The following is a 26157-nucleotide window of genomic DNA, read 5'->3' on the forward strand; positions in this document are numbered from 1 at the left end:
TAATCTCGATGCGCGTAAGTAAAGATTTTAAACGAAAAGAAGAATCTGTTCTATTAATTAATGATAAACTTTATTTTTGAAAAACCATTTCTTCATTTACTTGAAGAGTAAAACTAAAAATATTAGATAGATGAAGCTTGTAATAGTAAGTTAGTATTGTTATCAAGTAGTATAATTTCGTAATCAATTATATTTGTTACATGTATAAACATTGTTTTTAGCATTTAACATTTTTCCTAAGCTTAATCTACTGTTTTACACGTAGCAGAAAGCATTTACTTATGGTTTATAGTTGGTACAAGTGATTTATAATACAATAAAAACGTGAATTTACAGATTACCTAATCTGTAAATATATTGCTAATAACAATGAAGGCTTAATTAATTAATAGGTATATTAAGAAGATATTTTTAAATAATTTCTGGCTGTTTTTTATGGAACTAATTGTATACTTAGATGGCAACGTTTTTGGTTATACTAAGTAAATAAAGATATATGAACAAGTTAACTATAATAAATTAATCATTTTGTATCTTTGTTTTGATTTTTTGTGCTATACTGTAATCTGTAAAGATTATCTATTGATTTGCTCAATATTGCAGTATTTGGAATAATTTTTTACAATTTTTATATTAGAATAATTTAATTAGCTTTATATTAAGATATTATGTTTTAAACAAATGGCTATATTGTATATAAAAATAAATATTTTATCCGCTTGTATGAACAGGGAATAAGCTGAACGTTATTGCTTTTGCTTCTAGATTTTATTACTAAATTATTGTTACAATGAGTTATAAGTCTCGATTATATGAAAAAATAATTTTTACACTAAATTTACTACAAAGTATTCGCCATCTATGCAAATTATTATATATACAATTAAGGTGATTTATTGTTCTATAAGCTAATATCACATGACCAAATACAATTAAGGTGATTTATTGTTCTATAAGCTAATATCACATGACCAAATTTTCTTAAGGTCTTTTTCTTGTAATAATCACTAATCTTGTAATAATCACTAACCCTAATAATCATATATGTAGAAAAAATTAATAGTGTATTTTAATCCATGAAATTATTATTTTCAATAAATTATGATTGAATCGCATTTATAAACACGGCTATCGATTTTTGGTGTTGATTTGTTATTTATAAAATTATGCTAATTTTAAAAAAAACTTATACTAAAGCTTTTTGTACTAATTATTTTTTTACACTTTAATTATTAAATATGCGACATTAAGTTAATGAACGAAAACAAAAGCATAATTCACAATTACAACTAAGAATATTCCCAAAAGCGCTCTTAAAGCCTTGTTGGTAATAAGCAATAAGGCTTTAACTAATTTTGTTGATGAAGCTTAGCTATTTATTCGTTAGTCAAACATGAAAAAAGTTAATTAAAAACACTTATTAATTCAGTATTATTAAGTTAATAATTTTTAAATATTAAAACTTATCTTTGATATAAAATGATTTGGAACAGTAATTTTATGAGTGTTAAAATTTATTATAAATCATTCGTATTGCTTTTTAGTATTTATCTAATACTTTAGATAAAGTAAAAATTTAAACTTTTTATAACTTATCTCATTCTTCGGATTAATAATGCAATACGTTCTGTAAATTGTTTTATGCATATGGAGTTTCGTAACAATGTTGAGAATAGGTATATTTCATATTCATCAAGACGCATAGATATATTTTTATCATTGTAGCTAATAAGGTGGAGTAAGAAAATATTATTCAATGGATAACCTTTATATTTATACTATTCTGGAGAATATAAAGTAGTTTTTATTAAAATGTTTCAGATTATTTGAGCCAAAAATACTTTTTCTGCACTTAATTTCTTATTATAAAATTTATAAGGAAGATTAGTCTATTAGATGATTGATGTTAGCGCCTATTTATGCATTGATAGTGCAATATCAATCCTTGAATTTATCGCTTAAAATTTTCTATTTTATCAGTGAGTTGTCCCTAGGGACCTAGATTATCAAAACCTTCTGCACTAAGCTAAGTCATGCTATTCTTTCTATAAAGAAATCGTAAAAGGAAATAATCTCAGCTTCACAGCGCAGATGTTTGATGAATGAGCGGTTGTGTTAGCTGTTTAATCATTAGCCTATAATTTAATTATTTTATTTACAAAGCTTTAGCTCATCTGATATTAGGTGATTTCTTAATAAGTGTTTTGTTGTTATGAATAATTGTATAATTAGTATATCAATCTTACCCACAGGGTTTGTTATTTGTTATAGATATATAACGCAATGCGTTATATATCTAAGCAGAAGCAAAGTAATCTTTACTCATCTTACCGTCCTGCCAAAAGCATAAGCTCATTTGCTTGCTGTATATTGTGGAAGAATAGATTTGAGTTGATCTTTTGCTGGAGCCCAGGCTGTTATGTATAAGATTTGGAAACTAGCTTGGATTTTTCCGTCCTCTCCAGCAAAGCGCTTAGCATAATATTTTATCACTTCATTAAGCAAGGTACGACTTAGTGGTATACGTTGGCGTTTCATTGTTAAATTAGTTTCTCCCATACCACGCAAATCATACATAAGATCTAGTGCATTATTATATGTTACGGTGATCGTGTCTGTATCTACTACGGATAGCTTAAAACCAGCACGTTGTGTCAAAACACTGACGTCACTTAGATCAGCAAAAGGCGATATCCGCTGAGTAAAACAGCTAGCATTTGCTGCTTCAGCTTCAACGAAAGATTTGTGGAGTTCTGCTAGTGTATTGCCGCCCAAAAATGCTACTAACATTAATCCATCTGGCTTTAGTGCCTGGCGAATTTGTGATAATACACCAGGTAAGTCGTTAACCCAATGCAATGAAAGCGCACTAAAAACCGCATCAAGCGACCTATTGGCAAATGGTAAAAACTCCTCATCAAGAGTTAAAGCTGGTCCATCACTACCTCTTTCTGTTGCCCAAGAGATAGATAAGTCACTTTGAATCAAGGTATCAATTTTACCACTGCTTCTAAGTCTATTACCTAAGCCACCAGAGCGAGCACCTATTTCTAAGGATAGTGGAAAACGAGGACGAAGGTCTGTCAACCTTACAGCCAATCTACCAGCAATTTCTTTTTCTAAAAAAGCAAATTTTTTATAATCTTTACGTGCACGTTCTCGGCGTCGACGTAGCAAAGAACGATCAAATATATTTACAACATCGCTCATTAGCTAGATTGGTACTATAATTTGCTAAAACTACTAAGTATAAATGTTTGTTAAGGAAACCTTCTAGTTAAGTATACTATAAATTAATATTTATCATGAATCCTTCCTTAGTTCAGCGTGATAGCTGAGCTACAAAATTACTTAATTTTTGCCTAATGTTGCTTTTTGTTTATTTCTTTGCTGATTAGCTAAACCCCCTAAGCTATATAGGGCAATTCTTTTCTTATTCTACTCCTAAATACAAGAATGAGTAATCTTACTTTATAGCTCATAGACTATCGATTATGCTTTTTGAGAGTCTTTATATTAATTCAAATAAATACAAGCAGCTCTTTAAACGATTAAACTTTATCTTACATAGGTTTCTCGAATTTATTGTCTACTACAAGAGAATGTTCAAAATGGCGAATACAGCTAGAGTAGAGATTTATACTGCTCCTTTGTGTTTATATTGCATTCGTGCTAAGTCGCTATTAGCAAATAAGGGGGTGGCCTACCTTGAATATGACGTTGGTGAGTCGAGAGATGCTCGTTTTAAAATGAGCGAACGGGCTAACGGGGGGAGCAGTGTTCCCCAGATATTTATTGATGGGGAATGCATTGGCGGTTCCGATGAGCTTGCGGAATTGGATCGCTTGGGTAAGCTCGACTATCTTCTTTAATGCTTCTTTTACCTGAATCTGTGCTTTCTTCTCCTTAAAACATTGTTTAACCTTTGAAGATATATTTGAAAAAATCGCTAATTAGGCAATAACACCTATGCTATTCCTTAATAATTTTTTAAATATTACGTTGGAGCTGGTAATTTGACTAAAAGATTTTCTTTCGATTTTTTAATGTTTTGGGTTAGGGATGATTCAGTGCTGTCGTAACTATGATTGTTGATTATTTTAAGGTGTAGTTTGCTAGTTTTGAAGTAGTCATGAAAACGCAAGCTTGTTTTGGAATCCTGCTTTTATAATGTTGCATATATTTATTGCTCATTGCATAATGTTCAGCCGATACTATTACTGATTAAAAGTACAAAAGCGTGTAATTTGGCTTCATACGCTAAACGTTATCCTGGATAGCTTTTTATTTGAATTATTTGCTTTACTACATATCAATTCATCAGCAATATAATCATAGATTTAGCAATTTGATTGATGTTTTCTTCTTGATGTGAAACAGATGAATTTTTGATGTCCTTACTGACCTATTAAACGAATTGTTTTATATAAAATACTACGTATTATGCTATCTATGGTTTATTGTTTTTTTATTTGGCCTTTTGCCAATAAGTAGTTGCGTTAATTGCTCAATCGCTTACAAAGGTAAGGGAGGTTAAACAGTATTGTTTAATTTTCTCGTAAAAATTGCTTACCGCAGGTAAGAGTATTACTCTGGAGGATGTATAATTACTTGTATATTTTAGTACGCAAGATATTTCTGAATTACAAGGTAATATTTAGTTAAATTATAAAATTTAGTGTAGAAATTAAACAAACAACCTAGCATATTGTTATCTAGCGCCTAATCTAAATAGTTAGAAATTATACAACAATATTTTCACTTATTTGTGCCTACATTATTGTTGGATAATTAGTTATTATGATTATCCTGGTGTAATTTATACAAAAAAAAATAAGTTTATTGTCTTAATAAATAAATAATCAAAAAGAAACAACAAGAATATTAATCAATAGTAATGAGTAAAGTTATCCTAGCTATGTGCTAGTAGTTTTAATCTTCAATCGCACAAGGTATCTCTTAGTATAATAAAAATTGCTTTATTTCATAGCTAGTTGTAATTTTTACCTTAAAAAATTTAATTTTTATGATTATGTTTTTGTTATTTTGGGGAATAAGTTTATTATTGATAATGATAATTATTTTAATTTATTGTGCTTAGTGTACTACCTCGAGATAGGTAGTAATAATGATATAAAAATAATAGTTTATTATTCTTTATCTCAAGTTATGTAGTTTTATTTGTAAAAGAGTATGCTTTTGATAAACCAAAGATTATGCTACTTATTTTAAAAATCATAGATATTTCTAGTTATAGTTTTGTCTGCTCTAGCATTCATTCACTTTAATGATGTCTTCTGATTTTACAACGTAACTGTGTGCTTTAACATCTAGTTAAAACGTAGAGTTGCTAAATAAGGTTTGATGAATATAAAAAATAGTGCTCATTTGCATATATATTGAATGAATGTTTTAACTAAGGAGCATAATTCATTGAGCTTATGAGACATAAGCTCAATGAATTATGCAAACTCGCCTTGGTCAGTTTTACTGGCGTAGTGTATACTAGCTTGAATTTGTTTTATCTGTTATTTATTTCCTGGAAATAACCTTAGTTGGGTTAGATTTGAAGATAAGCATATTTTAGTATTAGTTGTATGTTTTGGAAATTATCCCTAAGTTATTCTGATTAATATTATTTTAATTTTTAATACAAGTAAAGTGCAGTAAATCATTCTCAACGTAGTAACAACAATCTTTATCTATTTATCGCTATATAAATGAAATTTTATTTTATGGTAATATTTAATACAGTTAACTATTAGACGTGATGAGTATTATTTTTATTATTTCGAATAAAAATAATACTTGTATTACTTATATAAGAAAGTTGTTCTATATTTTCTTATAGGTAAAATTGGAGGAATTAAATTTTTATGTAAGTACTATATGGATAGATTTATCTATGATAAGTAAAGAGATATATTTTTATATGCCTTATATTAATAAGATAATAAATAGAATCTTTATGCTTTATTATGTAATTATCGATCATTATTTTGCTCTTGGCAAATCTTTAATTATAGAACTCAATAACCTAAGTTAGGTAGAAATTTGCTTATTAACTAATACGGCAATCAATTGTTAGTATCTTATTCAATAAAATAAACTTAAAATATTAGCTCATTCAATATAATGCGCGAAGGAATGCTCTTCGAATAGGTAAGGTTATATTAGTTGTTTTGCTTGTAATCATTGTACTGCTTGGGACAATAGATTGCGTACTTTACTTTTCGTGAATTATGCGAAGTTATAATTGGGTTGTATTCAAAAATACTAGATCTTATTTACTATTGCTCATAATTTTATTATGATTAGCAGTGGAATTTTTAATAAGATGAAAAATCACACTTTGTGTGATGATAAAGTTTTTAATTATGGCATTGCTAAATTTTGGTTTAATAGTTATCTATTACGTGTTTACTGCATCATAGCTTTATTTTCTTAGTCAATTAGACTTACAATTAAGAGTATCTTCAGGCTATTTTGTTAATCATCCGTTGCAAACAGCAAGCAAAATAATCTCGATTGACATTAATTGCTATCCCTTTTATTTCTTTCCATAAAAGATATTAATATTATAACAACTGTGTTGTGATAATATATAACGAGAGATTTTTTGATCACTTTTAAATGCAAAATGCATATTTTGCTAGATGCGGCAGTAGCGCATTGCTCATATTTGACTTGCAAGTTTTTTAGTAAAGCTATGAAAGCTTATTTTATCTGTTCACTATAGTTAAATTTAATATTAAGTATAAATTTAGTAAAAATAGATAACGAAATTCTATATTTTAATATATAATGTCCAGAAATATGTTTTGTTTGAGCTTGTACTTAATCTAGTATTTGTATATAATGTTCTATCTTATTGTGGCATTCACTTTTTAAGTGAAGGTGTTTTTCGACAAATTTTTATATTAATTGCGACATATGGCTTGTTATTTGAGTAATTTTAATTAATCAAATGCACTGAAATGCTGATAGGTGATTGAAGTTTGCCAAATGTTATGATGAGTTTTCTATACTCGAATTGCTGATGTATATTGTAACTGTCATTATTAGATGCATAATTTATATTAATTGATTTTACGTTATTTTACTATTTTTACAACTGGTGGATAAGATGATCCATTATCGCCTACGCTGCAACGCAAATCATGAATTTGAGGCTTGGTTTCAGAGCAGTGCTGCCTTTGAAGAACATGCTGAATGTGGTTTTTTATCTTGTCCTAATTGCGGATCTTCAAATATTGTGCGCGCACCAATGGCACCAGCAATGCGCAGTAGGGAAGGAAATCAAGCTATAATAGAGGAAGAAAATCAGAGTTTACAACAACAAAGACAGGTATTGTCTCAAGCAGTTATGTTAAAGCAACAGCTTATAGGCTTACGTCGTAAAATAGAACAGAATTGTGATAATGTTGGTGACCGCTTTGCAGATGAAGCGCGCAAAATTTATTATGGGGATAGTGAATCTAGAGGGATTTATGGAGACACTACTCCTCAGGAACGCGAAGAGTTGTTTGATGAAGGAATTGAAGTTGGTACTATTCCTTGGTTGCGTGACGATTCTTAACAGAATAGGGTTCTTTTGTACTTGGAATGGATTTTGCTACAAAGGTTTGTGTATAGGTAGTGTAAACTCATGCTGTTTTTAGCAACTTAGTAATGAATAATACTGTTTCAACGAGATGATATAATTTAAATAGTTCTGATATATCAGTTTGCCAACTTGTTTTTTGACTGCTTAACATTCTTCTTTAGCTTGGCTTATTTTGATAAGTGATATTTAAATAATAATGTTTATCTTGTAATAAAGATATTATATTGTTTTATGTCAAAAATATGCATCTTGTAATTATTATTTTTCGTTTAAGTGTTTTAACGTTACTATTCAATGCTAGTTCTTTTTAAGATAAGTTGATATACTATTCATACCAAATCAATAACTAATTATTAGTTATTGATTTGGTATGAATAGTATATGTTAGCATAGGGCTTGGTATTAAAATTTAACGTGCTTATACAGATAAGCATAACTTTTATCTACAACATTATAATTATTAATTAAAGTGCTTAGTAGTTTTCTGTAATTAACTGATAAAGCTAGGACGAAACGAAAGTTTGAGCGGCTGTTGATATATTATTTAAATTGGTTTATTTTCGTATTGCATTACTCATAGCGAATGGTTTAATCCCTGGATTAATTTTGAATGGCTAGCAATTACCCCGCATTCTGCCTACAATTTATGTGATTTTATTTATGTTGAATATAGCTTAGAAGGTACTATTACTTTCTACTAATACAATTTTTTTGTATAGCTTCTCCTGATCGGATTGTAATTGTAGGTAAAAATTTTTACAAGCAGTTTCTACTAACTAGCTTTTATTATTAATAATTTAATTAGTTTATTCAAAAATGTAATTAAGAATTAGGTACAATCCGACTAAGTAAATTAAAATAAAAGTCTTTCATAATTTACTATAAATAAAAAGTTAATTTATTTATAGGATTTCAGCAAACTTTACGCTAGGAATTCTAAAGACTGATTTATATTTATGAGTATCTTTCCCTAATTCTATTAGATTAGGGAAAGATACTCATATTGTACAGCATAATGTTAGCAAACTCTGGTTTGCTAACAAATAAATAGCAAAAATACAGTTAAATTATAGTACTTGTTAGGGCAATAATTGCTTTTAATGTCATTGGTTAATCCTTGAATTTTAAGTATTTTAATTTAATAATGGTATGCTTAATTAGGTATAAAATTAATGTAAGCCAATTTAAAATTAAGGATTTCTTATACTCTACCAATATTGATAATAAATATAGAAGTATAACGTTTGTTGTTAAATTTGTCATAGGCTATATCTAACTTTAATTAGCTAATTTTTTTCTTGCTTTAAGAAAATAACCCTTGACCTTAATCGATCTTATATATTGCTAATATTGTTTTGCTCACTGAGCTTTATTTAGCCAGGCAAGCTAATTTATAATAGCTCATTCTTAATTAATCGACTAAGGTAAAATTAGAATTAGATATTATGTTGGGAAAGTAGAAATATTTTTGTGAAAATGATGCAATAACGCAAGCTTATTGGCTTTTGCTAAAGATTGCTCTACCAATACGAATATGGGTTGCGCCCATCTTTACCGCTTTTTCAAAATCATTGCTCATGCCCATAGACAAATTAGTAATGTTGTTTCGTTTAGCAATCTCACGTAGCATTGCGAAATGAAGGATTGGATTATCGTTTACTGGAGGTATGCACATTAGCCCAACAATATTTAACCCCAATTTATCACGACATTCAGTGATAAAGCCATCAGAAGAGCTGGGGTTAACTCCAGCTTTATGCTTTTCTTCACCTGTATTGACTTGTATATAACAAGCTAGTCGTCGGTCTTGCTTTTCCATCTCTTTTGCTATTTCCCATGCTAATTTCTGATGATCAATCGTTTGTATGACGTCAAAAATCTTTACAGCTTTACGTATTTTGTTAGTTTGTAACGGACATATGAGATGCAGTTCGACGTTATCGTATCGGGCTCGGTAATCCAGCCATTTGCTTTCTGCTTCCTGTATCCTATTTTCGGCAAAAACTCGCTGTCCAGTGATCAGCGCTGCTTCAATTTTTTCTAGTTGCTGACCCTTGCTTACTGCAATTAGTGTTATACCTGCTGGATCTAATTCTGATTCGTTAGCTGATCGTTCGATATCTTTGCGGATAGAATTAATATTGTTAGATATTTGCCTGATTACAGAAGGATTAATATTAGCATTTTCTTTCCTGAGCACGATTCTTTTAATCCTCCATACATTAACAAAATTATCGTATTGATAATCTTTTAAAAAGCAATAGTACAAAATTACTATTATACATTTATTGAGAATGTCATTTAGTTTAGTAACGTAACTATTAGTTTATTTAAAACTAAACATCAAATAAATAATATCAATTAAGTAATCTTTAGTTTTTTTTATAAATTAATTATTTTTAATAATTGCATAATATTTTATACTATACATTTATTTAAGCGATCGTTAATTATAAAAAACAACAATCAGATGCTACAGACTTTTGATGATAATTAATTAAATAAACTTATCAAATTTTATTAATCAATATATTGTGAGTATTACTATATTAGGAATAGTATCATTTTATTCAAACCAAGTAATTAAAGAGCATATTGCTAAATATATGTAATTCTTAATTATAGAACGAAAGATATTCTATGCATAAATTATAATATTATTAAGCTGTATTAGCTGATTTAAAATTAGTTAATTTAGCCAGATGATATATGGTTTTGATTACTTGCCTTAGAGTATTTTGGATAATATTATATTTTATATAAGTTGTATTATAAAAGATGCAAAATATATAATTTCTATACGAGATCATATGCTTTTAGATTGAATACTAGGCTATTTTATATACATCCTTATATTTTATAGCATATTTTGCTTATTTTTGTTGTTTATTGGCTAATCTTATGCAAGATAATATATAATATTAATTGAACAATTAGATACAGCAACAAGCATTAGTGTCTGTTCTACCTTCATTAAAAAATTAGTAGTTTGTAGCTTGTATATTTTCTGTATGATTGAGCACTAGTTTATATTAGTACATTATATTAGCAATAAATTATTTTTTCTTTGATGCTATAACAGATAAATCTGCTGGAATGATGAAAGTATAACTGAGTTGATTAGCAAAAGTATTTTTGCGTCATTGCTGTACATTTCCTATGTAGATATTGGGTGCGTAGCTCAGTGGTAGAGCATTGTCTTCACATGGCAGGGGTCGCTGGTTCAATTCCAGCCGTGCCCACCAGGCTAATAAAATTACTGAGGATTTAACTATTCATTAAATAATGTTGGTAGAAGGTAGGTATTTTTTTGATAGATTCTGATTCTTTATCGCAGTTTAAAATTTAATAAATTAGTAGTTTATAGCTACTTGAGCGAAGGTGCTGTAGTTGAAAAATTTTACCGGATATACATTGTAGTATACGTGAATCGAATAATCTTGATCAATTAGATCAGATAATATAGTGAATTAGTGATGATTAATCGTGTATATTAAAATATATTAGATCTATAGTTTAATTGTGTTGGTGTAAAAACTAAAACTTGAGTAAAGTGCTTATCTACGTCAGTAGAATGAGATAATTTTTATATTTTATTTTTATAAGTTTTCTTATCTATAGCTTTTGATAAAATATTTACTACAGCTATTGTTATAGTAAATCATCATCTGTATTTTTTTTGGTATCAGTAGTTAATGCATATTATTTTTCTTGGGCGTTAATTATATTGATGAACACCTCGAAAATGAGGTTTCTTTGTGGATATTTTGGTAAACTTATTTTATTTGACTTAAAAATTAGGAAGCTGGATTGCCGAGCTCCAGCATGTTCTTTTTATATAATCTATTTTTGCGATAATTGATATCGGATAGCAATGAATATTCAGTAATATCTTAAGTATACTTAAGATATTTAAGTTACTAAAAGTCTATTTTACTCTGTATAGTTATTACAGTAACAAGTAAATGATATAATTTTGATTAGAGTATGATGTTATAATAATGTCAGGCTAATTTTGCCTAATTTAGTATTAATTGAGTAGGAGATCTTTAGACTTTTTACTCTTTAAATACTAAAATTACTTGCAAAGTAACAAAAGGTGATATTTTATAGGTGTTTTGGTTCAAGAAGGTTTTGATTTTATGGCCATCTATATTAGCTAGATTTTGCTGATTAGTTTTATTAAAAATGGATAATTAAATAGCAATCTCTTCTTGCTTCATAAGAAAATTGAATTAGTTGGATAATATCAAAAATATTGCTATGTCTCTCTATTACCATAAAATAGTTTTGCTTTTAAGTTTAACATAAAACACTAAATATACCGTTACAAACACTGCAATCAGTTAAAAATAATGCATTGCTTAATTTCTGATGCTTTTAATAACAAATTGCGTAAAACCTTTAATTACTTGTTAAGCTTTATTTTTTATTTCCTTGGCCGCTTTAGTAACAGACTGTGCAGCAACTTTGTTTAGTACTTTTGTTTTAGCGACGATAGCGCGATCTGCTGCAGCAAGTTTACCAGAATAGCCAGTAGTTTTTTCTGCAATACGTGCTGCTTTTCCAGTACGTCCGCGCAAATAATATAGTTTTGCTCGACGCACTTTACCACGTCGAATAACTACGATAGAAGCAATTCTTGGAGAGTATAGTGGAAATATACGTTCTACTCCTTCACCGTAGGAAATTTTTCGAACCGTAAAAGAAGCATTGATACTACCATTGTTACGTCCGATACATACACCTTCAAAAGCTTGAATACGTTCACGTGTCCCTTCTACTACTTTCACATCTACGCGTATAGTGTCACCAGGAGCAAACTGAGGAATATCTTTCTGCATTTTAAGCATATTGACTTGCTCCATATTAAGGCAGTCTATAATGTTCATAGCGTTTTTCTTTCTCAGTATTAAGTTAGTTATCTACTGGATGATTATTTATCTTTATTCTTCATATACTGTTTCCATAGGTCAGGCCGCCGCTTCCGTGTAATTGATTCCGCCTCTAAACGTTTCCATGCTTTTACTTTGGCATGATCTCCGCTAGTTAAAATTTCAGGAACAATAATTCCGTTCCAATTGCGTGGATGAGTGTAGAGAGGGTATTCTAGTAGCCCATTTTCAAAACTTTCTTCAGTCAATGCAGTCGTAGTCCTCAAGACACCAGGCAACAAACGTATTAAAGCATCCATAATTATGAGTGCTGCAGGTTCACCACCAGAAAGCACAAAATCACCAATACTAACTTCTTTGAGCTTGCGTGCTTTAATGACACGTTCGTCCAGGCCTTCATATCTTCCACAAAAGATTACAGCGCCAGGCTCTTTAGCTAAGATTTTAGCCCATGACTGATCAAAAATAGCACCACGTGGACTAGGATAAAGCCGTGGACCCGGCCTATCAGCTACTGCTTCCAACGCAGTATCAACGACATCTGGCCTCATAACCATTCCTGAACCGCCACCAAATGGATAATCATCGACAGAACGAGATTTGTTTGGCGCAAAATTCCTTATATCAAGCGTTTTTAAATTCCATATTCCAGAATTTAAAGCCTTTCCCGCAAGAGAAAGGCCAAGTGGGCCTGGAAACATTGTTGGAAATAAGGTCAATACTGTAGCATGCCATCCTGTCTTATCTTTCTCACAAAAAGAGGATGAGTATTGCTGTTTGGTTTGCGATTGAATATGCTTATTCACAAAAGAATTCCTAAGTCATCTTTTTAACTTTAAGACTATCCAGTGATCAATTAAGTTAATTTTAGGGAAAAATTGTTTTGTAAATGGTAACATTTGTGCTTGACCGTCGTTTGCATAAAACTCTATAATCTCTCCTGCGCCAAAATTGTATAAGGCTGATACTTTACCAAGTAATTCGCCTCTAATATCTATGACATCAAGTCCTATTAAGTCAGCATGGTACACTGTTGCTTGGTTCAACTTGGGTAAGGCGCAGCGTTTTACATAAAATAACATACCCTTTAAAGTTTGAGCGGCGTTACGGTTACTTATACCTTTTATTGCAACTATTAATTTTCCTTTACTTTCGGCGAGAACACGCATAACATAGTATCTATTTCCAGTTTTATCTTGTACCGGTCCATAAGCGGCTATGTCTCTTGGCACTTCAGTGAATGGTTTCACCTTTACTAAGCCACGAACTCCGTGCGCTTCTGTGATAGCGCCGAGGCAAATACGTATATTAGTACTTCCAATTTTTTTGTGGATCATACATAATATAAAAATCTATCTTGCCTTTTTCGTGCAGACAACAAAATGCATTAGTTAATGGTGCAATTATTACTGCCTGCGCGAGTGTTTATTCTAATTACTTAGGGTTTTTTTCTGTCAAAGAATCTTTAGTCTGCTCATTCCATATAAATGGCTCCATTATGTCGACTCTAGCCAGTATCCTATGTACTCGATCGGCAACCTTGGCACCCACAGACAACCAATATTTTAATCTATCCTGGCTGATTATTAAGTAATTTGGATGGCTAGTAGGTAACATTGGATTATAAGTACCTAACTTATCTACAAATCGACCATCTCTTGGGGAGGCAGCTTCAGCTACAACGATCCGATAAAAAGGACGCTTCTTAGCGCCACCCCTGGATAAGCGGATACGAAGTGCCATAATTTCCCTTTCTTAATTATATTGTTTATATTATATACTTAGGTAATGTAATTTACTTGCGATTATTGTGCAATCTTGAATAATCGCTATCAATAGCCGATGGCATATGTAACATTGCATCTTTATTGAGCAGAGGATTATTATCGTCGATAAGAGCATTTATTACGCCTTTGCTGCCTAATTTACCGAATTTTTTCATTATCTTTGCCATCTCTGTGTAAGTTTTCAGCAATCGATTGATATCCCCCACATCAGTACCAGAGCCTTGCGCAATACGACGTTTACGTGAAACATTTATTATCTGAGGATTAATTCTCTCAGTTCTAGTCATCGAAGAGATGATAGCTTCTTGGCGTTTGAGTTGTTTGTCATCAATATTAGCGCTAGTAAGCTGTTTTTGTAGCTTACTCATTCCAGGTAAAAAACCAATTACACTTCCCAATCCTCCAAGATTGCGCAGTTGCCTAAACTGATAAGCCATATCTTCTAGTGTAAATGCACCCTTTAACATGCGATCGCTTATATTTTCTGCTTCTTTAGCCTCAATTGTCTGGGAAGCTTTTTCGACTAAAGATACAATATCACCCATACCAAGTATTCGGCTTGCGATACGCTCTGGATGAAAATCTTCTAGATCATTTACCTTTTCGCCTACACCTATTCCCTTAATTGGCTTGCCGGTGACATTTCTCATGGATAAAAATGCACCGCCGCGACTATCACCATCTACTCTGGTTAGAATTACTCCTGTAACACCAACGCGTTCGTTAAAATTAGCCGCTGTGTTGACAGCGTCCTGACCTGTTAGAGCGTCAGCGACCAGTAAAACTTCGTGAGGGTTAACCAAATCTTTAACTAACTTGGCTTCTGTCATTAGCAAATCATTAATAGAAGTTCGACCAGCAGTATCTAAAATCAATACTTCATAACCTTGAAGTTTGGCTGTATTTATTGCACGCTTTGCAGTAGCTATTGAGGTCTCTTCATGGATAATTGGTAAAGTATCAACGCCAATTTGCTCCCCTAAAGTGCGTAACTGTTCACGTGCAGCTGGGCGGGTAGTATCAAGAGATGCCATAATAACTTTCTTATGGTCTTGATTTACGAAACGCTTAGCTAATTTAGCAGCAGTAGTAGTTTTACCGCTTCCCTGTAATCCGACCATCATGATAGATACAGGAGCAGCGTAATCCAGGTTAATTGACTGTTTGTCAGAGCCAAGAACAGCGACTAATTCATCATAAATAATCTTAATCATCATTTGTCCGGAAGAGACTGCACTAATCACTTCACGGCCGATTGCACGTTTGCGTACTCGCTCGAGGAGTAAATTCACCACTGGCAAGGATACATCGGCATCAAGTAGAGCTACGCGTACTTCACTAATTACTGATAATACATCACTTTCATTCAATTTTCTTCTTTGCTTTAGGCGATTAAATACCGATCCAATACGTTCGCTCAATCTACCAAACATATCATCACCCAATAATAATTTACCATTAAAAACGTTAACCAAATTAACTCAAGGAACAATTCCAACTAGATTTTTTAATATCACAGGACTCATTTCTATCTTACTGCGTAAACGCCTAGATTAAAAGCTAAAAGTATATGTTTATTACAGCCTAATACAATGAAATTAGGCTCGTTAAAATTTTAAAAATACAAACAACAGGCTAAAATGTACTAAATAATTAACAGAAATTTTGTTTTCAATATTGATATAACTATTCTTAATTGTACAATTATACTTTGAAACATGATAGAATGCCAAGATTTTACCTAAGTATACAGTGTTCAAGTAAAAATTTTTATCTTTACTTTGCTTGCAAAGCCTATCTACATACGTGCAGTATCAGACTCCAATCTTAATTTAACTTAAAGAATACTATATCCAAAATATCCACTTTATTGGTTAATAATTAATTATAAATTTATTAGAAATAATCTAAGGTTAAGTAGCCATCTATCAAATGATTTAAATAGTTCAAGTTTTTAGCTGGAAGCTAGAATTTGATTTATAAAACCGAATCTTTCGTTTCATTTTCTATAGCGCTACTGGCTTTAAAAAATTGGCTTTATAGCCCTTTGTTTTAGAAAAGCTAATTTGCGCCAATTAGCAAGTTTTAAAAAAAGTACTTAAATAATCATACTTTAAGACCAGCAAACCGCTTATTAAAGCGTGCCACTTGTCCAGCGGTATCAATTATACGATGTTGACCTGTCCAAGCTGGATGCGACTTAGAATCGATTTCTAATTTCATGACATCACCAGAATTTCCGTAGGTCGAGCGAGTCGTATATTCAGTGCCATCTGTCATAATAACTTTGATTTGATGATAATCTGGATGAATATTTGGCTTCATTAAATAACCCCCCCTAAAATATTATTAATAAATAATCACTAGGCATATTTTATAAAAGATCTTATAAGATCGGAATTATAATTATTCTACTATTACTCTAATCTCTAGTATGATGGAATAAATTGCCACAGTTAATCAATTTACTATCATTAATAAATTATTAGCATTATATTTTAATTAAAAATTAATATGATGCTAAACAATACTATAGCCATGTACCGCCCATAATCTTCATTTTAAAAATAAATCATTATCTATTGAATGGCATAGAGCTATAATTATCCTATGCAATATTTTTAAAAAGCAAGCCAAATCTTAAAGATTTTGAGTACAAGACCTTTCAAGTTTTGGCTTGCTTTTTGGTTATAATTTTCTTCTGTGTTAAAATACATTAGTATAAAAATGTATTTTAAGCTAAAATTAAATATCTTAATAATCTATACTGATCAAGCGGCCTTTTAGGATACTTTTACCGTAGATAATTTCGCGTGTTTTTTATTTAACTTCCATGTGTGAATATCGAACAATAAGTTTTTACTAATGTATCGTATATGTTTACAGAACTAGTTTATCGAAAAAACTTTTATGCTAAACCTATTGCGAGTATTTTTTACACTAAATTTAATTATTAAGACCATGAGTAAAAATTAAGCAAATACTTATCGGCTCGCTTAAAGCGATTGGACTTTTCTGCCATAGCTAACGCCGAAGATAATTTTTAATTTATACATTAGTTTTGTTTTTCGTATATCAATTAAGATGTATACTGGCAGTTCTAATAGTTTTTATGCTAAAGAGTTAATTTAGTAGATAATGTCGCGTATTTACCAGAAGAAAATTACAATTGTCAGCATCAATGATGTAATCTAGGATTTTTCTTCAAGGGAGGATACAAAGTAACTTCCTTGTTATTATGACTAAATTAATATACAAGAAAAACAAGAAGGATATTTATTGTTATCCACCTAACTAATGAAGATTACTAATTAAAGTATTTTAGAAAAATATTCTTGTTTGAGATTTGTTAAAAATTCTCGCCTGTGGTTACATATGCTAATATATTGTTATTAGCAAAGTTAATGCTAATTTTTTAAATTAGATGTTTCTTCTCTGCGGGAGAAGTAGAGTAAATACCGCATTGCTTATTATAACAACAATATTAATCAATTTTATTCTAAAAATGATCTCTTGGTGTCAGATACTGTATTTGTTAGATACTTAAGGGTATGCTAATGATTTATTATCAGGCTGATAAACTGCTTTATTAGTAGATAATTTTAGCGGTGAATGATTTAGTTGAGGTAGATTGATGAAGTTCTTTGTATTATTAATATTGCTTCAATTACTGATTACTTAGCTTAAAAAAATTAAATAACAAAGATAGGATAGGTCGTGTGGTTAAAAAATTGCCTAAAATGAATTTGCATAAATGGTCGCTATTTTGACTTTTAGGCAGTGTTTTTGGTAAAGCTGTTAAGTAGCAAACGATAGTATAAATTGTATTAGTAATCATGAAGTAATAAAAGATATTTATTAATAATAGAATTAATTATTTAAAATTGCATCGAGGGGGCTATCAGTTTTAGTTTAAATCTCCGCGTTAAAATTGATTTTAATATTTACAGAAGTCGGTCTCACCGCATCTCAAAGTGAGATGATTTTTGTTAATTGTAATGTTTAAATTAATTTCTCGATACAATGTTATTTATTGGATGTTGTTCTATAGTAATAAGCATTTCTTTGAGTCAACTTTCAGAATAAAGCTTATATAAATTAATTGATAAATTATATAATAAATGGAATCATGCAGATGGTTTTTTATTTTATAACTGAACAAATCAATTACTTGAAAGTAGTTGTTAATGTTTTACGTAAGAATCTTCATAATCAGCATTTACTGATTATCTTTGATTACAATACGCTGTTTATCTAGTTGACTGTAATTTAATTTTTATCTTGCTAAAGATAATTTTTATACTGCGGAGTAACAATCATTAATTTTTAAATTTAATTTTTTAAATACTTATGCTAGAAAAGTTGCATTTTAGAAACCTTGCTAAGGATTTGCTACATTATTTATCAATCATTTTTACATAAGGGTTGCGCCGTGTGCGCAAATTTAGTCTGATCGGCACTCCACTTAATCCGAATTCATCACGCAACCCAGCAATTAAATAACTGATATAGCTTTTAGGCAGTTCGTTAGCTTGGTTAATAAAGGCTGCGAATGTTGGTGGGCGAGAGTTTACTTGTGTTATGTAACGTAAACGTAATCTTCTTCCTCTAGACAATGGAAGAGGATGTTGTTCTGTCATGTTTTTTAGCCATATATTTAATTGGCTAGTAGCAATACGCGTATTCCAGATTTTATATATATTGAAAACAGCCTTTAATAACTTACCTAGGTTAGTGTCGTGTAGAGCAGAAATGGCAATCCATGGAATTCCACGTGCCTGGGAAAGTGAAGTGTTAAGCTGTTCGCGTATACGTTGACTAGCAGCTTTTTTTTCTGAAACAGCATCCCATTTGTTCACTGCTATAATCATGCTACGTCCTTGTTTGAATACTGTATTAGCGATAGCAAGTTCTTGATTTTGCAGCATTTGGTTGCCATCGATTACTAGAATAACTACTTGCGCGAAGCGTATCGCGCTCATGCTATCAGAGGTCGACATGCGTTCAAGCTTTTCCACTACCTTAGCTTTACGACGTAGTCCCGCAGTATCAAATAAATGAATTTCATGATTGCTGTATTTCCACGGCACCTTGATACTTTCACGAGTAATACCAGCTTCTGGGCCAGTTAACATTCGCTCTTCTTTTATTAGGCGATTCACTAGAGTGGATTTACCTACGTTTGGTCGACCAACAATTGCAATTTTTAATACTCGACTATTTTCAATTTCTTTGAGATGATTAGATGGACGAAGGTACTCTGCTGTTAAATCCGGATTATCGTTAATGTAAGAGTGAATGATATAGTACAGTTTATATATTCCATCATTGTGCTCAGCTGATATAGCTATAGGATCGCCCAATCCAAGCTTGTAAGCTTCGTTTATAGTGGATATGCTACCGTGAGTGTCACATTTATTAGCAAGTAGTACAACAGGTATCTTCAACTTACGTAGCAAGTTAGCAAAGTGAGAATCCAAAGGTGTTACTCCAACGCGAACATCAATAACCATCAATATCATATTAGCTTGGTGGATTGCGATCTTAGTTTGCTGCCAGATACGACCGTTTAGGCTTTGGTTATGTACTTCATCTAAGCCGGCCGTGTCAATAATACGAAATTTTAGATTAGCAATTTTGGCATTGCCTTCGCGACGGTCTCTGGTTAGGCCAGGAGTATCATCGACAAGTGCCTGCTTACTTCCCGTTAATCTATTAAATAATGTCGACTTACCTACGTTTGGTCGACCAACAATTGCAACTGTAATTACCACTGCCTATTCCTTAACAAAAAACATGAAGTTGCCCTTTGTTATCAAGGATGTAAATTTTTCCTCCAGCAACTATTGGGGAAACATAGATTGGGTCACCTATCGTGATTTTATCAAGTTGTTGGCCGGTATATTGAGAAATCAAATAAAGAAAACCGTCTGATGAACCAATTAGCAAATTATCACCGGCCATAACTGGCCCAACATACCTAATTGGATCTTTTTGATCTTCCATATTTACGAAACGAGGAAGCTTTTTTACCCAGCGTATACGACCATCTGTTTTAGTCATAGCTAGCAGCTCGCCAGATAAGTTGACGACGAAGATATAATCGCCTACAACCCAGGGCATAGCAGTGCTACCAATAGCACGCTCCCAGATTCGCCGTCCTGATCGCATATCGATGCCTGCCATACAGCCCGCGTGACTAATTGCGAATGCGATATTGTGATCAATTACTGGGCTAGCATAGATGTCTGCTAAGCGAGAAATAGCGTCCGTGACACGCAAGCTTGATAGGTTTTCAAACCAAATCATATGACCTGTCTCTACTCTTAAGGCGAAAAGTTGACCAGATGAATATGGTATTAGCACTGTTGATCCCCAGACAGCGGGTGCTGCGCCACCTCCCAATAAGCGAGCAACCTCAGTAATCCCTTGATGTTCCCAAATTCTAGATCCGTTACTAGTTAACAAGGCGAATGTATTGTTTTCAAGAGTTAATACAAACAGACGCCCATTAGCTATAGTAGGAGCTCCGCGCACTGATCCTGGGATTCGTGCACGCCAATTTTCTACACCATTATTAATAGCAAAAGAGATTATCTCACCAAAGCCAGTAGCAACATAGACATTTTTCTTGTCTGCAACTATTCCTCCCGAATAAACGACATTGTCTTCTCCTTCTGGACGCAACTCACGTTTCCAGATGGTATCGCCATTATTTACACGGATTGCTCGCAAATTAGCTTCGCTGTCAAGGACAAGAATAATATCTTTAATTATTAGTGGCTGACTAAGTAGCGCTCTTTCTTGATTGCCACCCTTAGCAACTGATTTTGACCATATTTTAATTATTTTATTACCAGCTCTTATATGCCCAAGTGTCTTTGATGCATTGCCACCAGTTTGAGACCAACTAGTATTTGTATAAGAACGCGGGAAAACCATCCGAGTCTTACTGAGACTAGGATCTTCATGGAGATTTTTTGCCAACCGCATCACGGGAATTCTCTTACCTAAAAGAGGGACGTCGTAATCTTCTCCGAGGAAATTATCGCGACTGCATCCAACAAGAGTAATAGTAGAGATGATATAAAAACAAGCGATAAAATAGATATTAGAGTGGATCACAGTAGTTTTTTCACGGAACCAAAGCCTTAAATAGTTCGTTAGCGCGTTGGCGTAGTTTGCTTGGAGTGGATGGATCTTTGGTAATAGTCTCTAAAGTTTTTCGGGCTGAGTTGATGTTTCCTTCCTTGGCAAAAATTGCAGCCTCGGTTTCTAGTGCAAGCATTTTCCAGGCATTATGGTGATTTAATAGTGGGGCAATTTCTCTATGTAGTGTTATCCCGTTAGCTGTGTTAATTCTTATTTGTACACTGTATAGTCGAGCAAGGTCACCATAAGGAGCTGGAATAGAAGAATCGCTAGCTATTAGCATGTATGTGCTTGCGGCGCGAGAAAGTTCATTTGCTTTGAGCAAAGCTGCAGCTTCACTGAAGCGCGCAAGAACATTATAGCCACCGTTGCATGCCTTAGCAAGAGCAGCAAAAGCTTCTGAAGCTTCAATAGGTTTACTTTGGCGAAGAAGTTCTGTCGCTTTGGCATAAGTAATGGAATCATTTGATTTCTGACCTGCTGAATAGTACTGCCAAAAAACACTAACAATAATAGCAAAAATTATACCAAGGAACAACGCGATTAAGCAAAAACCAGAATTCGTGTAGAAGGCCAAGTATTTTTTTTGCTGTTTTTGCCAGTTTATTTTATGCAAAGACATTTGCCGGGGAATTATTCTCCAAATCTAAAACATCAGCCAAATAATATAATTTGCTTGTTTTATGGAAGACTAGATACCATAAATATACTTAATAGTTTAATCATTAAAAATGAATTATGTAGTAAGATGTTTTAGTAACTAATTTAATTAGAGATGTTATTTTTAGCTTAGTCAATTTACATTTTGAGATATAGTAAAAATTTTGTATTTAGTGGATCTTTGATACATAACAGTTATTTATTTAATTAATAAGCAATGCTATAAATTAGGTAAATAGGGTCGCATAATATTTCTACGTAGAAAAGTAAATATTTTTAATTTAAAACTAAGGTAAAACTGCACAGCATACAAATTACAATTAGCATTTTCATATCTTGTTTATAATTATTTAATCTGTTTAATTTGAATTAGTTTGTTTATTTTTCATTAAAAAATTATTTAAATAATTTTTTAATTGTATACTAAGATCATTCTTAAAATTGTATACTAAGATTCTTCTTAAGAAGAAGAAAAATTTTAATCATATTGTGTAATAAGTAAGATTTGTAGCACCACAATTATTATTTAGACTATTCCTTAGTCGGGAAAAGTTTTGACACGCCGTTTCTATAGTTCGTTGGTTTTTCTGGTAAGCTCTTATGAACATTTTTAGATTTTAAATCTGCTCTTTTCCTAAAGATAGCAGATAGATTGAATCTAATTGGACTCTTTCTCGATAAGAAAACACGAAAGGTATCATTGCTAAGCAAATAACAGTAGCAATAATTAGGCTATTCATCTTGATTACAGAATACTTTGGGCATTCCGGGTGAGTATCATTTAAGAACGAGATCCAAGTCAACTTGATAGAGTTATCTTTAATTCTACGCGTAATAATTGAAGCTGGATCAAAACCAAAATTCCCCCAAGGATGGCATTTTAATAAGCGTTTAATTGTTAGATAATAGCCGAGGAATAAGCCATATTTTCTAATTACCTCAAGCGCATATGCGGAGCAGGTTGGTTGATATCGACAGCAATTAACAAATAAAGGAGACACAATGTATCGATATAAATATATCGGGCAAAGTGCAATGCTGTGTGTTGTGCGAGTAAGCATTACCGGATGTATCACTAACCTCGGTGTTAATGTTATCCTTCCAGAATTAACTATAAAAGTAATTTAGCTGATAACCCAAGTCAACGAAAAAATTAAACAACTACTTCATAATGATATGAAGGTACTTTAACATCTTGCTACTTTGCGCTTGATATGAGCTTAGATAATTAATACTCCAAAAAGTTTGTTCTAAAATAATGTTTGATAGATCGTTTAAAATTTGTAGGACTAAAGACAGTCAGCGTGCCGGCACATTAATAACGACTCAAGCAGATAAGCGCTTCCTACCTTTGGCACGACGAGCACGGATTACATTGCGTCCACCTACCGTAGACATGCGCAAACGAAAGCCATGGCGACGTTTGCGCACAAGAATGCTTGGTTGGTAAGTTCTCTTCATATGTGATCATCCTTAAAAGAAAAGTATCATTATCTTATGAAAATTTGTCACCCGAATTAAAAAGCAATAATCAAGATTTATAATTCAAATTCATTAAAAGATAAATGTTTACTGATGGCTGTTGTATTTTTGTGCGGACAAGAGATGAAAATTAAAATTATTTAATAAATTTGCAAACAAAAAATTATAGCAAGTTAATTTAAGTCCTAAAAAGCATTCTTTTATATGACAATTAAATTTATTAGTCATGTAATAAATTTAATTGTATGATTAAGGATATTTATCCTGCATTGTAATCATTATAAAATTTATTGGGGTGGTTGAATTAGGTCAATAAATGAAAAATTCTTTATATCATAAAATCAATTTTATCTTAATTAATTGGGAAATACAATATTTATTATAGAAGCAAAAAACTTTTTGATTTATTTAGACTAAAATAATCAATCTTTTAAGCAAGATCGGCTAATATTAAGTTATGTTAGAGTGATTAATTTTATTAAATTAATGGAAACTTTGTTTAATTAATCGTTAATATAAAATATAGCGTATACTTTAGTATATTAATGAATAATATTAAGATTAACGCTATAAATAAAATATTGAATTAATCAATTGGTTTTTTGGTGTTAGAATAATCTTATTACTTGATAATTAATTTAAAATGATATTTTCTTTTTTTTACAGAAATTTTTTGTATGTCTAGAAATCTAGAGTTCTTAGTTAGTTTAATAAATTAATGAGCAGTGGTAATATTAATCAGCCAGCGTTGTATATAAAAGCAAACCATTTAATGTACTAAATTAAAATAATAATAATACTCAATAAAATATAATACTAAAAATCATTATATCTATCTTCACTTATTATAGTTATAATGCAATAGCATTGTCGTTGTGTTGTGATGAAAATATCAAACATTGAATTTTATTATTGATCATTTACCTAATACTCTTAATATTAAATGAATAACTTTTACTGTGTAAAATTGTATTTTTGATATGTTGTTTAAGAGATATAATGATCTTATATTTACGCAGTGGCTTAGTGGAAAGTAATTTCCTGAGCTAATTTAAATAATTTGTGCGGATTTCAGGTATTATTTGGGCATGCAAGTAGTACTACACTGCTGTGAAGTAGCTCTATCTATTGATGAATTAAAACTTTATAGAGATTGAATATACGATGTGTTGTAGTTATGAAGGAACTAACAAGTAATAACTTGGCTAAAGTTATTACTTGTAATGTATGAATTTTAGTCTTGTTGTTTAATGCATAGAATTTTCATTTCCTAATAAACCTAGATATTATATTAATAACCCTAATATTATATATTAGGGTTATTATACTTAATTAGCTCACGCCAATTAGATTCGTATCTTCGCACGACGTTATAGTAATGAATATTTTTTAAAAACTTATGCATCGTGATTTAATTTGAATGTTATATTTAATAATATGATTTAGTTACGTTGTTGAGTGTATAAAGTGATATTGGAGATGTGTATTAACAATCCTATTAATGGGCTATATACATAGTACTGTATTAAATTTTTAATATTAAATAATTGCTATACATTAATTTTACCTTTTCACAGCGTATAATAAAATTTAATTATGAAGTGTACTCGTTTTAGATATACAAGTCAGAGGCATTGAAGGAATAGCATTTTACATTTGTAGCACAGAATGAGGTAATTTAGGATATCAGTATTGCTGTGGCCATTGATTGTTATCTTATGAAATAGGTCTGAGAACAACTTTAGTCAGTTGGGAAAGTGGGTTTTGGTGATTATTAATATGTTTTTATCTTATTTATGGATTTTATAAATTTTATCTATTCTGATACAATCTTATATTTCGTCGTTGATTTTTAAATGTTTTCATTTTTAGCTTATTTGATCCATGTTTTAAATGTAGATAATATGATTTTTTGTTTTTTTTTAGTGAAATGATTAAGGTCGAACATTAAGCTAAATTTAGTACGTTATTTAAACTGTTCTGCTTAAGTTTAGCAATGTAAGTACACATATTTATTGCAATATTCTTGTTTTATTTTATTCATTAAATACCTTACCTGAAAGGTCCACCAGAAGTTCTTATTTGTTTTGTCTGATTTATAATTTGATGTTTACTTTAGATAAGTTTGATATTTGATCTGTAAGTATCTGTTTTACAATTAAAAGTGACTACACGCTATGTCTGAAATAATAAATTGATATTGGTGAAGCTTTATAATTAGATGGCGGGTGTAGCTCAGGTGGTTAGAGCGCCAGATTGTGGCTCTGGAGGTCGTGGGTTCAAACCCCATCATTCGCCCCAATACTTTTCGGAAGCACCACAAGAGTTTGTAAAAATTGCTTAACTTTAAAATGTTTTTACTAAAAATAGATTCTATGTCCTATAGATGAATATTGCGCTAAATGGGTCGTTAAGGACACGATAATCTGAGCATAGTATTTTAGTGTATTGAGCTGAGTAAAAATTAACGATCATATTCTTGTTATAAGACTTTAATTATGAGGCTAAGTAGTCGACTTTGGCTAATTACACAATAAAATTTCGGCGATGAATTTATATTTGCTTTTTAAACAAA

At 31.2% G+C, this 26157-nt stretch carries 16 protein-coding genes and 2 tRNA genes; 5 read left to right on the top strand and 13 right to left on the bottom strand.

Annotated elements, in window-relative coordinates; all coding sequences use genetic code 11:
- Positions 1–2352: 2352 nt before the first annotated feature.
- Positions 2353–3210 carry a methyltransferase domain-containing protein gene (locus P856_RS01135; RefSeq protein ID WP_025300343.1) on the bottom strand — a complete coding sequence of 286 codons (858 nt, stop codon included), beginning with the start codon at positions 3208–3210 and terminating at the stop codon, positions 2353–2355.
- Between the two features lie 401 nt (positions 3211–3611).
- Here P856_RS01135 and grxC point away from each other — a divergent pair, with 401 nt between their 5' ends.
- Complete coding sequence (gene grxC, locus P856_RS01140) at positions 3612–3872, top strand: glutaredoxin 3 (RefSeq protein ID WP_025300344.1); 261 nt, start codon at positions 3612–3614, stop codon at positions 3870–3872.
- 3254 nt (positions 3873–7126) lie between these two features.
- Positions 7127–7579, top strand: coding sequence for a DUF1178 family protein (locus tag P856_RS01145; RefSeq protein ID WP_025300345.1), 453 nt, complete (start codon positions 7127–7129; stop codon positions 7577–7579).
- 1522 nt (positions 7580–9101) lie between these two features.
- Here P856_RS01145 and P856_RS01150 read toward each other — a convergent pair.
- A complete protein-coding gene (locus P856_RS01150) occupies positions 9102–9806 on the bottom strand; it encodes a YggS family pyridoxal phosphate-dependent enzyme (RefSeq protein ID WP_025300346.1) in 705 nt (234 codons plus the stop codon).
- Positions 9807–10776: 970 nt separating this feature from the next.
- Here P856_RS01150 and P856_RS01155 point away from each other — a divergent pair.
- Positions 10777–10851, top strand: a tRNA-Val gene (locus P856_RS01155).
- A gap of 1170 nt (positions 10852–12021) precedes the next feature.
- Here P856_RS01155 and rplS read toward each other — a convergent pair.
- The 10 genes from rplS to yidD all read right to left on the bottom strand — a co-directional run bounded on the left by rplS (position 12022) and on the right by yidD (position 23101).
- On the bottom strand, positions 12022–12498 hold the full coding sequence (gene rplS, locus P856_RS01160) for a 50S ribosomal protein L19 (RefSeq protein WP_025300347.1): 477 nt from the start codon (positions 12496–12498) through the stop codon (positions 12022–12024).
- A gap of 44 nt (positions 12499–12542) precedes the next feature.
- Positions 12543–13220 (bottom strand): tRNA (guanosine(37)-N1)-methyltransferase TrmD, encoded by a 678-nt coding sequence (gene trmD, locus P856_RS01165; protein ID WP_264357533.1) that lies wholly within the window; start codon positions 13218–13220, stop codon positions 12543–12545.
- 102 nt (positions 13221–13322) lie between these two features.
- A complete protein-coding gene (gene rimM / locus P856_RS01170; protein WP_044214832.1) occupies positions 13323–13838 on the bottom strand; it encodes a ribosome maturation factor RimM in 516 nt (171 codons plus the stop codon).
- Between the two features lie 97 nt (positions 13839–13935).
- Positions 13936–14244 carry a 30S ribosomal protein S16 gene (gene rpsP / locus P856_RS01175; RefSeq protein ID WP_025300348.1) on the bottom strand — a complete coding sequence of 103 codons (309 nt, stop codon included), beginning with the start codon at positions 14242–14244 and terminating at the stop codon, positions 13936–13938.
- 52 nt (positions 14245–14296) lie between these two features.
- Positions 14297–15721 carry a signal recognition particle protein gene (gene ffh, locus P856_RS01180; protein WP_025300349.1) on the bottom strand — a complete coding sequence of 475 codons (1425 nt, stop codon included), beginning with the start codon at positions 15719–15721 and terminating at the stop codon, positions 14297–14299.
- A 673-nt stretch (positions 15722–16394) separates the two neighbouring features.
- The gene (gene rpmE / locus P856_RS01185) at positions 16395–16613 is read right to left on the bottom strand and encodes a 50S ribosomal protein L31 (RefSeq protein WP_025300350.1); all 219 of its coding nucleotides are present in this window, start codon (positions 16611–16613) and stop codon (positions 16395–16397) included.
- Positions 16614–18685: 2072 nt separating this feature from the next.
- The gene (der, locus tag P856_RS01190; RefSeq protein WP_025300351.1) at positions 18686–20062 is read right to left on the bottom strand and encodes a ribosome biogenesis GTPase Der; all 1377 of its coding nucleotides are present in this window, start codon (positions 20060–20062) and stop codon (positions 18686–18688) included.
- Positions 20063–20072: 10 nt separating this feature from the next.
- Positions 20073–21413 (bottom strand): outer membrane protein assembly factor BamB family protein, encoded by a 1341-nt coding sequence (locus tag P856_RS01195; protein WP_025300352.1) that lies wholly within the window; start codon positions 21411–21413, stop codon positions 20073–20075.
- A 10-nt stretch (positions 21414–21423) separates the two neighbouring features.
- Positions 21424–22062, bottom strand: a complete 639-nt coding sequence (locus P856_RS01200) for a tetratricopeptide repeat protein (protein ID WP_025300353.1) — start codon at positions 22060–22062, stop codon at positions 21424–21426.
- Positions 22063–22717: 655 nt separating this feature from the next.
- On the bottom strand, positions 22718–23101 hold the full coding sequence (gene yidD / locus P856_RS04180) for a membrane protein insertion efficiency factor YidD (RefSeq protein WP_264357530.1): 384 nt from the start codon (positions 23099–23101) through the stop codon (positions 22718–22720).
- A 1-nt stretch (position 23102) separates the two neighbouring features.
- Here yidD and P856_RS04500 point away from each other — a divergent pair, with 1 nt between their 5' ends.
- On the top strand, positions 23103–23228 hold the full coding sequence (locus tag P856_RS04500; RefSeq protein WP_264357531.1) for a hypothetical protein: 126 nt from the start codon (positions 23103–23105) through the stop codon (positions 23226–23228).
- A 198-nt stretch (positions 23229–23426) separates the two neighbouring features.
- Here P856_RS04500 and rpmH read toward each other — a convergent pair whose 3' ends face one another.
- On the bottom strand, positions 23427–23561 hold the full coding sequence (rpmH, locus tag P856_RS01210; RefSeq protein ID WP_025300355.1) for a 50S ribosomal protein L34: 135 nt from the start codon (positions 23559–23561) through the stop codon (positions 23427–23429).
- A 2245-nt stretch (positions 23562–25806) separates the two neighbouring features.
- Here rpmH and P856_RS01215 point away from each other — a divergent pair.
- Positions 25807–25883: transfer RNA gene (locus tag P856_RS01215), tRNA-His, on the top strand.
- Positions 25884–26157: the final 274 nt, after the last annotated feature.

Origin of the sequence: Candidatus Endolissoclinum faulkneri L5, assembly GCF_000510265.1 — a bacterium.
GTDB classification, from domain to species: Bacteria; Pseudomonadota; Alphaproteobacteria; order Thalassobaculales; family Thalassobaculaceae; genus Thalassobaculum; species Thalassobaculum faulkneri_A.